The sequence below is a fragment of the Maribacter sedimenticola genome (assembly GCF_900188415.1).
Classification (GTDB): domain Bacteria; phylum Bacteroidota; class Bacteroidia; order Flavobacteriales; family Flavobacteriaceae; genus Maribacter; species Maribacter sedimenticola.
This window is the reverse complement of record NZ_FZNV01000006.1, coordinates 1-12,024: the sequence shown is the minus strand read 5'-3', so window position 1 is coordinate 12,024 and position 12,024 is coordinate 1. Positions and strand designations below refer to the sequence as shown.

General features: G+C 37.0%; 11 protein-coding genes. 4 read left to right on the top strand and 7 right to left on the bottom strand.

Features of this window, described 5'->3' with window-relative positions:
- Positions 1-85 precede the first annotated feature (85 nt).
- Positions 86-1,348 carry an asparagine synthetase B gene (locus CHB68_RS14605; protein WP_089261954.1) on the top strand — a complete coding sequence of 421 codons (1,263 nt, stop codon included), beginning with the start codon at positions 86-88 and terminating at the stop codon, positions 1,346-1,348.
- 102 nt (positions 1,349-1,450) lie between these two features.
- Here the strand turns inward: CHB68_RS14605 and CHB68_RS14600 are convergent, their stop codons facing one another.
- Both CHB68_RS14600 and CHB68_RS14595 read right to left on the bottom strand, forming a co-directional pair.
- Entirely contained in the window at positions 1,451-2,839 is a 1,389-nt protein-coding gene (locus CHB68_RS14600; protein ID WP_089261952.1) for a hypothetical protein, read from the bottom strand.
- Positions 2,840-2,859: 20 nt separating this feature from the next.
- Complete coding sequence (locus CHB68_RS14595; protein ID WP_089261950.1) at positions 2,860-5,274, bottom strand: TonB-dependent receptor; 2,415 nt, start codon at positions 5,272-5,274, stop codon at positions 2,860-2,862.
- Positions 5,275-5,396: 122 nt separating this feature from the next.
- Here CHB68_RS14595 and CHB68_RS14590 point away from each other — a divergent pair, with 122 nt between their 5' ends.
- Positions 5,397-6,392: a helix-turn-helix domain-containing protein gene (locus CHB68_RS14590; protein WP_089261948.1), complete on the top strand. Its 996-nt coding sequence runs from the start codon at positions 5,397-5,399 to the stop codon at positions 6,390-6,392.
- A gap of 39 nt (positions 6,393-6,431) precedes the next feature.
- Here the strand turns inward: CHB68_RS14590 and CHB68_RS14585 are convergent, their stop codons facing one another.
- The gene (locus CHB68_RS14585) at positions 6,432-7,226 is read right to left on the bottom strand and encodes an HAD family hydrolase (protein WP_089261946.1); all 795 of its coding nucleotides are present in this window, start codon (positions 7,224-7,226) and stop codon (positions 6,432-6,434) included.
- Positions 7,227-7,317: 91 nt separating this feature from the next.
- On the opposite strand from CHB68_RS14585, the gene CHB68_RS14580 reads away from it, so the two are divergent.
- Together CHB68_RS14580 and CHB68_RS14575 are read left to right on the top strand one after the other, a co-directional pair.
- The gene (locus CHB68_RS14580; RefSeq protein WP_089261944.1) at positions 7,318-7,740 is read left to right on the top strand and encodes a secondary thiamine-phosphate synthase enzyme YjbQ; all 423 of its coding nucleotides are present in this window, start codon (positions 7,318-7,320) and stop codon (positions 7,738-7,740) included.
- A gap of 33 nt (positions 7,741-7,773) precedes the next feature.
- On the top strand, positions 7,774-8,052 hold the full coding sequence (locus CHB68_RS14575; protein ID WP_089261942.1) for an EF-hand domain-containing protein: 279 nt from the start codon (positions 7,774-7,776) through the stop codon (positions 8,050-8,052).
- 36 nt (positions 8,053-8,088) lie between these two features.
- On the opposite strand, the gene rplT is transcribed toward CHB68_RS14575, so the two are convergent.
- The 4 genes from rplT to thrS all read right to left on the bottom strand — a co-directional run bounded on the left by rplT (position 8,089) and on the right by thrS (position 11,366).
- Positions 8,089-8,433 carry a 50S ribosomal protein L20 gene (gene rplT / locus CHB68_RS14570; protein WP_089261940.1) on the bottom strand — a complete coding sequence of 115 codons (345 nt, stop codon included), beginning with the start codon at positions 8,431-8,433 and terminating at the stop codon, positions 8,089-8,091.
- A gap of 94 nt (positions 8,434-8,527) precedes the next feature.
- On the bottom strand, positions 8,528-8,725 hold the full coding sequence (gene rpmI / locus CHB68_RS14565; protein WP_047245905.1) for a 50S ribosomal protein L35: 198 nt from the start codon (positions 8,723-8,725) through the stop codon (positions 8,528-8,530).
- A 113-nt stretch (positions 8,726-8,838) separates the two neighbouring features.
- Entirely contained in the window at positions 8,839-9,396 is a 558-nt protein-coding gene (gene infC, locus CHB68_RS14560) for a translation initiation factor IF-3 (protein WP_089261938.1), read from the bottom strand.
- 23 nt (positions 9,397-9,419) lie between these two features.
- On the bottom strand, positions 9,420-11,366 hold the full coding sequence (thrS, locus tag CHB68_RS14555) for a threonine--tRNA ligase (RefSeq protein WP_089261936.1): 1,947 nt from the start codon (positions 11,364-11,366) through the stop codon (positions 9,420-9,422).
- Positions 11,367-12,024 lie beyond the last annotated feature (658 nt).

The following is a 12,024-nucleotide window of genomic DNA, read 5'->3' as shown; positions in this document are numbered from 1 at the left end:
ATATTTATAACGGCTTTAACGAGAGCATAAATGCAATGCCAAAGATTTTACCATATCTTTGAATAGCTATCTTGAACTATCCCATATGTCCAAAATTGTAACTTTAGTTTTTATCCTGTTTTTTTCCGTTCAATTGAAAGCATCATCCATTCTTATTCCAATGGATGCCGATAGCCAAAAAAATCATTTAAAAGCGTATGGCATTACGTATTGGGTATTGTCCAAACAACAAAAAGTGCAGTGGTTGCTCAATTATCGTGGGGGGTCCTTTTTATTGCCAGATGGTGAAAGTATACGAAAGGAATGTCAAATAAGAGGAGTAAGTTTTGAGGTGCTGTCCGATGGTCAGGCCAATTCTATCCTTGATGAAATTAGTAGTCCCGCCAAGAACCAAGATGCGGTCATTCTGGAAAAGGCACCTAGGATTGCGGTTTATTCCCCAAAGGATAACCAACCCTGGGATGATGCGGTTACCATGGCCCTGACTTATGCGGAAATACCTTATACCACTATATATGATGAGGAGGTTTTGGGGGACAAGTTGGCATTGTATGATTGGTTGCATCTTCATCATGAGGATTTCACGGGTCAATACGGTAAGTTTTATGGGGCATATAGGGCAACCCCTTGGTATATTGAAGGAAAGAAGAATGCGGAAAAATTGGCAAAAAAGCTGGGTTTTGATAAGGTTTCCGAAGAAAAAAGGGCCGTTGCACTAAAAATCAGAAACTATGTAATAGGCGGTGGTTTCATGTTCGCCATGTGCTCCGCTACCGATAGTTTTGACATTGCCTTGGCTGCAGATGGTATTGATATTGTTGAGCCTATGTTTGATGGTGATGCTTCAGACCCCAATTATCAAGCTAGTTTGGATTTTGGAAAAACTTTTGCCTTTACCGATTTTATTTTGGAACGTAGCCCATTAAAATATGAGTTCTCATCAATTGATATGACCACCAAGAGAGGTAATGTACCTAAGGAATCCGATTATTTTTCGTTAATGGAATTTTCCGCAAAATGGGATCCCGTTCCTACCATGCTCTGTCAAAACCATACTTCTTTGGTCAAGGGTTTTATGGGACAGACTACAGCATTTACCCGGAGCCAGATTAAACCAACGGTCATGGTTTTAGGGGAAAACAAAATTAATGAAGAGGCAAGATATATTCATGGTATTAAAGGAAAAGGATTTTTTACTTTTTACGGAGGCCATGATCCTGAGGATTACCAACACAGGGTAGGGGATCCTAAAACGGAATTGGAGTTACATCCTACCTCCCCGGGATATCGATTAATTCTTAACAATGTATTATTCCCTGCCGCCAGAAAAAAGAAACAAAAAACCTGATAATATCTATTATCTCCAAAAATTAAAAAACCGTTGCCACAACTTGTGGCAACGGTTTTTATTTGCGTATACTTAAATTACTGTAAAATAGGCATGCTACTTTTAGAATACACCAATAAAATGGCTTCCCGTAGCATTGATCAACTCTGCTCCTTTGGTCACTTCTCCGGTTTCGGTATCTACAACATAAATGTTACCATTCTCTCCTACGGCACCTTGAGTCAAATAAATTTCAGAACCCTCAACTACAAAACCTTGGTATTGAAATAAATAGAAATCTGGGTCATAAGGTATATCGTCAATTTTAACAGCCGTTCTTGCGTTTAGGTCTACCAATGCAAAGAACCCTTGAGCTCCTGCAACACCCTCTTCAGAGCCTTCATGGCGATAAGCCAAAACCGCCTTACCGTTTGCAGCAGGTCTCCAGGCCAATACATAGGCACCGGTAACACCCAAGGCTTCGTCCAGATTAAAGTCGTAAGTATCATCATAGGTGTTATCAGCGTTAATTTTCAAGATATAAGAACCCTCTGGATCTCCTTGGTTGGCTTGGTACACACTACCGCTATATTCAAAGGCATTGATACTACGGTACCCGTTGGTGTTACCATGACCAATAGTAGATGTAATGACTGTTGGGTTTAATAATGAAGGGTAATCCAAAACAATAGTTTTAGAGCCTAAAATTTCATAGTCACTATCATTTTCTAAGGTCGCGGGATCGATCTTGCTAACACGTGCACCAATATATAATTTATTTCCGGCAGCATTTAAAGTAGGCATATCTATTCTTGAAATGTAGTATCCTGCAGCTGATTCCTCATCGCTTAAGGTAAGAACATGCTCTTCAAAGTTATTGATTTGGGAATCTACCAAATCTAAGGTCACAACGCCAATGGTAGAATTGGTGTATAGATAGGTGTCGTCCGTTACATCGTCAGGAGTACCGTTATCATCCACTTGATGTTCAGTATCCACATATACTGCAGCTCCTGTTTTATCTCCATCAAAAAGTTTTATCCATCTTGGTGCGGTCCCTACATATGGGGCAATACTGATCTCTGATCCTGTTTGGGTAAATGTTCCGCCACCGTCAACGGTATATTTAGTATAATTTCCACCGGTATCCCCTGCATAACTGATGTTAAAAATTGTATTTCCATCCTCTGAGGATTGTAATCTTGCCGTTCTATTGGAAGGGGCTACAAAGCCATTGTTAAACGGATCAATCTGTACGGATGGATCCTTGGCATCTTCACTTGTAACTGAATAGATCAAAGTTCCCCCATTGCCATCACCCGGGTTTTCTCCCATTTTTGCACCGGCAATGGTAATCCACCTTGAATCTTGCTCAACAGGTTCTTCCGTATCTGGAGTTTCTGTTTCGGGATCTGTATCTATTATTGTATCGTCGCTACTGCAAGAGGTCATTAGACCGGTAGCCAGTATGATAGAAGCTAAGGTTTTAAAGTTTAAAAAATTTAGTTTCATATTTGATTCTATTTAAATGATTAAAAATTATTGATTATGTAATTCAATTTTAGATAAAAAGCTCTGCCTGGTTTTTGTACTGAAAGATTATCATAAGTAGCTTGATCAAAAATATTTTTGACATCAAAGCTCATTACAAAATTTTTCTTGGGAAAAGTATAGCTTAGCCCAAAGTCATGTGATACTTGTTCCGGAATTAAAAATTCTTCCTCTCCTGTAGTATTGGTCCCTGCCGCAAATTTGAACGTAAATTCATCGGTATAGTATGTGTTATAAAACAGGTTTAGTATAGAGTTTGTTTGGAAAACATCCTTTAGGGTGTATCGTAATCCGGCATTCATGGTAAACAATGGCACATTGGGTACATTGGTTTCTACGCCAGAGTTGACAGTTGTCAAGCTCATCCGGGTTACATTGAAATTAAACCCTAAATTATTGTCGTAGGTGTAAAAGAATTCTGCTTCAATTCCTTTGGACTCTGCCGTATTTTCCAAATTGGTGTATTGAATGAACTCATCACTTTCCCTAAGTCCGTCTGCATTGGCGGGTAATCCTATTCTATTTTCAATATTTCGTGCAAAGAAATTAGAGGACAGGGTAACAGCATGTTTGTTAAAGTTGAACTTTCCTAAGCGAAACCCAATATTTAGATTGTTACTGGTTTCTGGTTTAATGGAAAGATTTGGTAATAAATTGTCCCCCGCATCACCAAATACCTCATTTTCGCTTGGTAATCTAATCGCTTTTTCTGCTGATGTCAATAAGGTTATTGTAGGAATTACTATGAAGGATGCGGCAAAACCATAACCGGTATAATCGTTATCGCTTTGATAAATTTCATCGATTACTGCTGTATTGTCCTCATTAAAGACGGGTTTTGTGTTTAGGACCTTCTGCCAATAATGTTTACCAAAAGCATTGAGCTTAAACTTATCCTCAAACGTATTTAGTTCATAGCTAAGCGAAAAGATATTCTTGTACAAATCACTGGTTTGCTGAAAGGTATTTTCCAATAACGATACCATTTCATCACTATCTTCCCTATCTACACCGCTATATACATGGTTGAACAATACTTTGTGATGGTCGTTAACGGTATAGGACAGACCAGAGCGTACCGAGGCTACTTTTCGTTCTATATTTGCAAGGGTGGGTCCATTTTCATTTTGTGAATTCCAGATATAATCCAAATATTCCCCATCAAAACCTACCAATCTTTTTCCTGCCCAAGTATATGCTTGTGCTACGGTGTCATTTATAACACGGTTGCGTTTACCATAAACCCCGGTGATATTCAAATCCAGACCCTTGGCAAGAAGATTCTTTTTTTGATAGGTAAGATTGGCCAATAGAGCGTCTGACTCCAAAAATCTTCCATTATAAGGAGATATGGTCACAAATGTGCCGTGCTGTACTTCCTTATATTCATCAGAGGCGGTGAATCCTACTAAAAACTGGTCTGCCCAGTCTACATTGGTATAACCAATTTGGGCCATGCCGCCGGTAGAACGGTATGCATCATGAAACCTTCTGGCCACAATGGGTGTCTGTACCCCATTGGGTGCAATATCAACAATTGTCCTGCCAGATATCTTATAGTCATTGTCAGAATAGTTATGAAACGCAGATGCTTTTACCGTAAATCCAGATTCCGAAAATCTATACGCGCCATTTAAATTGGTCTGTATGGTATTGAAAGAACCATAGGAAACAGATGCGTTCAAATTGTTTTTACCTCCTTCATGAAGTACAATATTTATAGCACCGCCCACGGCATCACTTGATAAATGTCCGGGAACTACTCCTTTGTATACTTCAATGTTTTTGATCATTGAAGGGGGAATGCTGTTTAAACTAAAGGATGAACCGTAAATTGAAATAGGAATACCATCTATGAATATACTGACCGACCTACCAGACAATCCGTTTAGACTATATTCTACATTAGAACCTAAGCCTCCGTTCTGACGTATTTTTACACCTACAGTCGTATTTAATAATTCATTGGTCTGGATACTTCTAAGTCCTGCCTCCTTGGTTTCTATAGAGTTTACTGAAAAACCTTTTGTTTCTAGCGCTGTTTTTTCAGTTTTACCGTTTACGGTTACCTCGTCCAGATTTTCTACGTTTTCTTGAATAGTAAAATTTACCTGAATGTCGGTGTATTCCTTATTGACCTCTATTGTCTTGGACCTGGTATGGTATCCAATGAACGAGACCACAATGGTATGTTTGCCAAATGGAACATTAGATAGATTGAAATTGCCTTCCTCATTGGTCAACACCCCGCGATTTAGTCCTTCTATCAAAATATTGGCATAGGACATTGGTGTACCTGAAGGGTCTTTGACAGAGCCTGTAATGGTGCCTGTTTGCACTTGGGATAAACCTGTGTAAAATGTTGATAATAGTAAAAGGGTTATTAAATTTTTCATGTAAATAAAAAAGCGGTCTATATTTATTAAGATTTAGTCTAAATAAATACCTTTGCAAATCTAAAGCAGGAACATACGGTGCAGTACCGTAAAAAGAATTTTTACATACGCATAAGGAAGTAATGATAAAAGGGAGCGAAAATGGAGTGAGACCGGTTCTATATAAAAATATATGTACCAAAGATTTATTTAGGGGATCCTACATCAATAATGCTGTTCAATATAATACGGTAGAGGTTTCCAATAAAGATGAAATTGCGTTTATTACTGGAATTGATTTTACCAACAACAAATTGCTTTTTGAGTTTGATTCAGAGATTAGGGTCAAAAGTGATGAGCATTTGATTAAATTTCATTTTAGCTTAGAAGGGGAATATTCCTATCAGCCTTTAAGTCATATTAAATATTTAGTACAGATTCCTGAAAACCATTGTAATATGTTCTATTATCCTACAACTGAAGGAAGGGATATTTTCTTTAAAAGTAATATTAAGGTTTTTGAAATTTATGTAAAGCCAAAATTATTACAAAATCTTTTGGGTACGGATTTTGCTACCGGTTTTGGTAAATTGCAAGATGCCATAACCAATTCTAATTCATTTGTACTTTGGGATAAAAGTAAATTTATTCCCCCACAGATACGTAGTTATATCAATGAAATCATCCAATGTCCCTATACTGGTCTGGTAAGAAAAAAGTATCTTGAAAGTAAGTTGACCGTACTATTGATTGATTTTATGATGGGAAGGCATACGGCAAAAATATCTAAAAACAATGTCAAATTACTCAATTCGGATTATTTGGCTTTGGTAAAGGTAGAGGCACATATTCGTAATAATTTAAAAGAACCACTTAAAATTTTAGATCTCTCGGAAATTGCAGGATTTAATGCCACAAAATTAAAAAGAGATTTTAAAAAAGTATATGGAATGCCGGTTTTCAAATATATTACCGCATTACGTATGGAGTTTGCCAAAAGTCTTATTACCCAAGATGGTGTATCCATTGCCCATGCCGCATATGAAGTTGGTTACGCCAATCCCCAACATTTTACCACAGCTTTTAAAAGGACCATGGGGTATTTGCCCAGTGAGCTAAAACCTGCTGTTGAACAATAAAAGAGGTGTATTTTTTGTAGGATTGTTTTTTTGAATGGTCTATTTAACCAATAATTCTAAAATATGTTCCACACCGTTCTCATCATTACTTAATGTGGTGTAATTGGCCATTTTTTTAACATTAGGATGTGCATTGGCCATGGCAAAACCATAATCCGATAAAGCAAGCATCTCCAAATCATTGTTATAATCACCAAAAACTATTAACTCGTCTGATTTGATATTGTAATTTTGCATAAGTTTTTTAAGGGCATAACCTTTATGCGCATTATTACTAGAGATGTCCAACCAATTTTCTCCGGACACCTTTACCTTCAAATCTTTTTCAAAATGCTTTACAAATGGATAAATATGTGCCTCTGAACTTTCAAAGTGATAGATGGCAATTTTAATGATTTCCAGATCAACATCCTTTAAATTATCCAAAATTTGAAATTCGGTATAGTATTCTTTTAGCTTTTGGGTAAACTTAGCTGAATTTCCTGCCGTAAATGCCGTATATTTTCCACATAGTACGGCGTGTATATTTGGTATTTGATCAAGGGTTTTTAATATTTTGGAGATATGCTCCTTGACCAGGGGAGTGGTTATTAGTTCTGTTTCCTGTTTTTTGGCAAATCCACCGTTTTCCGCAATAACGATTATATCATCCTTTATTGGGTGTAATTTTTCTACAATACTGTTATATTGTCTTCCACTGGCTGCAACAAATACTATTCCCTTTGATTTTAGTTTCTCAAACAAAGTAAAAAATTGATTGCTAACTGTATGGTCAGAATTTAAAAGGGTGCCATCCATATCCGTTACCACCATTTTTATCTTTGATAAATCCATTCATCCTATATTTAATTACAAAGATATTTCATGTATGTTTAGTAATTGAACGAATACATAAAGTTTTACACTCAAATGATATAAAAGTATTATGAAGATATTTCAAAAGGAATTTACCTTAACACCCTATAGAAGGGGTTATCACATCATTACCCAAAGCATAATTGATAACATACCGGAACTAAAACATATTCAGCAGGGTTTTCTCCAAGTATTTATTAAACATACTTCCGCAAGTTTAACCATTAATGAGAATGCCGACCCTACTGTTCGTGATGATTTTGAAAGTCATCTAAATATCGTAGTACCCGAAAATGCTCCTTATTATAAACATGACTATGAAGGTTCAGATGATATGCCGGCCCATTTAAAGGCGTCTTTAATGGGGGCATCTGTGCAGATACCAATTACCAATGGTAGGCTAAATATGGGTATATGGCAAGGTATATATCTCTGTGAACATCGAAACTATGCATCTGGTAGAAACCTTGTTCTCACTGCGTGGGGTATATAGTTTTTTATTAACTTGAAATTGAAATAAAAAAATATGACTACAGAAGAATCCATTTTAAATAAAATACAGATATTAATAACCAATCATTTTGCGACACCCGAAATGGCCTTTAATTATTTTGATGAAGATCATGATCAAAAATTGACCAAAAAAGAAATCGTAAAACTGTTAAAAGAGGCAGAAATAAGCGGTTTTTTACGCGGAATAGTATCATCCAAACTTATAGAAGGGTATGATAAGAATGGTGATGAGCTGATAGATTGGCAAGAATTTAAGTCCGCTATAGCTAAAATTAAAAAATCCGATTCATAAAGAATCGGATTTTTATAAAGTGAGATTGTTATTAATTTATTTTACCTGATCTACAACCGCCTTAAAGGCTTCTGGATGGTTCATTGCTAAGTCAGCTAGAACTTTTCTGTTAAGTTCTATATTGTTAGCTTTTACTTTACCCATAAATTGAGAGTAGGACATTCCATGTTGTCTGGCACCTGCATTGATACGGGTAATCCAAAGTGAACGGAACGTTCTTTTCTTGTTTCTACGATCTCTATAAGCATATAACATTGCTTTTTCAACCGCATTTTTGGCTACTGTCCAAACGTTTTTACGTCTTCCAAAGTAACCTTTGGCTTGCTTCATCACCTTTTTTCTTCTGGCTCTGGAAGCTACTGCATTTACTGATCTTGGCATTTTTTTCTAATTTTTTGTAGTAGGCGCCCTAATTTATTCAGGAACTTTTTTGGCCTAACTCCATGGTTAATAATTTTACCTTTTTAAAGAACGCTTATTTTAAACGTAACTGTTCTTTAATACTGTTAACATCATGTTGGTGAACCAATGTATCATGAGTTAAAGCAAGCTTTCGCTTTTTAGATTTCTTCGTAAGAATGTGGCTCTTAAAAGCGTGCTTTCTTTTAATTTTACCGGTACCCGTTAGCTTAAATCGCTTTTTGGCACTGGATTTCGTTTTCTGTTTAGGCATTTTTCCTAATTTATTTAATTATCTCACTTTGCATGCTGAACGCTACTTACAAACGTAAGTAGCGTTCAGTATTTTTATAGTTACGGTTTATATGTATTAAACCGATCGTAATCTTATTTTCCTTTGGTCTTAGGTGCTATGAACATTGTCATTCGCTTACCTTCCAATTTTGGCATTTGTTCTACTTTACCAAGTTCTTCCAATTCTGAAGCTAATTTTAACAATAAAATTTCTCCCTGGTCCTTATATACTATGGAACGACCTTTAAAGAATACATACGCTTTTAACTTTGCTCCTTCTTTCAGGAATTTTTCCGCGTGCTTCTTCTTAAATTCATAATCATGGTCATCCGTATTAGGTCCAAACCTTATTTCCTTAACAACAACTTTGGAAGCTTTCGCTTTCATTGCCTTGTCCCTCTTCTTTTGTTCGTATAAAAACTTTTTATACTCCATAATTTTACAAACAGGAGGGTCTGCTTTTGGGGAAATCTCCACCAAATCCAAACCTAATTCTTCTGCTTTCTCAAGAGCCTGAGGAAAAGGATATACACCTACTTCAACATTGTCACCTACCAACCTAACTTTAGGGGCCGTAATCTTTTCATTAATATTATGGGGATTCTTATTTTCCCTTCTAGGTTGTGGTCTAAATCTTTTACGTATTGCTATGACTTAATATTTTTAGTTAAACTTTATTCTTTAAACGACTTTAAGGTACTATTTATTTCTGTGTTAACCAAGTCTGTAAACGTGGTTAAGCTTATAGCTCCTAAATCTTCACCTCCGTGTTTTCTAACAGAAACGGTGTTGGCAGCTTCGTCGCTTTCCCCTACGATCAGCATGAATGGCACTTTGCTCATTTCAGCTTCACGTATTTTTTTACCGATTGTTTCATTTCTATTATCGATAAGGGCGCGAATTTCGTTATTTTCTAGGGATTTTAAAACTTTTTGGGCATATATTTCATGTTTCTCGCTTACCGGAAGAATTATTGCCTGTTCTGGTGTTAACCATAATGGGAAATTACCCCCTGTATGTTCCAATAATAGCGCTATAAAACGTTCCATACTGCCAAATGGCGCTCTGTGAATCATGACCGGTCTGTGCAATTCATTATCACTACCTTTATAGGTAAGGTCAAATCGTTCAGGTAAATTGTAATCTACCTGTATAGTACCTAATTGCCATTGCCTGCCCAAAGCATCTTTCACCATAAAATCCAGTTTAGGGCCATAGAAAGCTGCTTCACCAGCTTCTATAATGTAATCCAAACCTTTTTCTTTCGCTGCATTGATAATTGCTTGTTCCGCTTTTTCCCAATTTTCAACAGAACCTATATACTTGTCTGGGTTATCTAAATCCCGTACGGAAACTTGGGCTGTAAAGTTTTCAAATCCTAATGATCCAAGAACATATAATGAAAGGTCAATTACGTTTTTAAACTCTTCGTCTAACTGGTCGGGCGTACAAAATATATGGGCATCATCCTGAGTAAACCCTCGTACACGTGTTAATCCGTGCAGTTCACCGCTTTGTTCATACCTGTATACTGTTCCAAATTCGGCAAAACGTTTGGGTAGCTCCCTGTAACTGAACGGTTTGGAATTGTATATTTCGCAATGATGTGGACAATTCATTGGTTTAAGTAAGAATTCCTCATCTTCTTTTGGGGTGTGTATGGGTTGAAAACTGTCCGCGCCATATTTCTCATAATGACCAGAAGTTACATATAGTTCTTTTTGACCTATATGTGGTGTAACCACCATTTCATAGCCTGCTTTTTTCTGAGCTTTTTTTAAGAACTGTTCCAGACGCTCCCTCAAAGCAGCGCCCTTTGGCAACCATAGGGGCAGACCTTGTCCTACTTTCTGGGAAAATGTAAAGAGTTCCAGCTCTTTCCCTAACTTACGATGATCTCTTTTCTTGGCTTCTTCCAAAAGCTCAAGGTACTCTGTTAATTCTTTTTGCTTTGGAAAGGATATGCCGTACACTCTTGTTAATTGGGCGTTATTCTCATTGCCTCTCCAATATGCACCGGCCACACTTAGTATTTTTATGGCTTTTACAATACCTGTGTTGGGTATATGGCCTCCTCTACATAAATCGGTGAACGTATCGTGGTCACAAAATGTAATGGTGCCATCTTCTAGATTTTCAATTAATTCAACTTTATACTCATTCCCTTGGTCTTTGTAGAATTTTAATGCATCTGCCTTGGAAACTTCCCGTAATTTATAATCATGTTTTCCCCTGGCAATCTCTAAAGCTTTCTTTTCTATTGCAGGAAAATCCTTTTCCGAGATAACGCCTTCAGGTAAATCAACATCATAGTAAAAGCCATTGTCAATAGCCGGTCCTATAGTAAGTTTTACTCCAGGGTATAATTCTTCCAAAGCTTGGGCAAGAATGTGCGATGTGGAGTGCCAAAAAGCGGTTTTACCTTCCTTGTCATTCCAAGTGTAGAGGATCAAGCTGCCGTCTGACTTCAAGGGAGTGGTGGTTTCAACTGTAGTATTATTGAATTTTGCCGAAATAACATTACGGGCCAAACCTTCACTGATACTCTTGGCAACCTCCATAGGTGTTGTGCCTTGTTCAAATTCCTTAACTGAGCCATCTGGCAATGTAATCTTGATCATATGCTGTAAATCTTTTCAGGTGCCAAAGATACTATGTTGTATTCATGTCCACAATAGTATAAGGTTATGTTTTGCCGATACTATTTATACGCAGGTCTATTTTATAATTCTACGCGTTGATTCAATAGATTAAGGTCTCTTCTTCTAAGAATATAGATTTGTTGTTGCAAAAGTGATTGTTATGATAAGGTATATTTATTTTCGGTTGGTTCTGGGGGCAATGCAGATAATAATTAGTTAGTTGGTTTTTGTATTCTTAGTGGTCAGTATACAATTTGTATATATGTATAGTGTAGTGTGATGTATTTTATATGATGCCTTACTCTTGAAATGGTGATGTTTTTGGGGCTTTTTTGAAAGCCTAGTCTGGAATTTCTTTTCCTAGGGGCCTGGTCTCGTTTCTCAACCTGCTGTAAACATGTCGGTTAGCGCGCCGTTGCAATGGCCGTATGTTTTAATAGGTTGTTTATCAGAACGTTGCGTATTATTTATCCTTTAGGGGTATTTTCCGTTCCCATAAAGTTCAGTAAATCAGCGGGGTAGATGGCGGTCCAAAAAAAACCTCATTTTTTTTAAAAAAAGCCTTGTAGGTTTGGAAATAGGGTGTACATTTGCAGCCCGCTAACGATGAAGATCACGGTCTTTGTCCGCCGCCGGG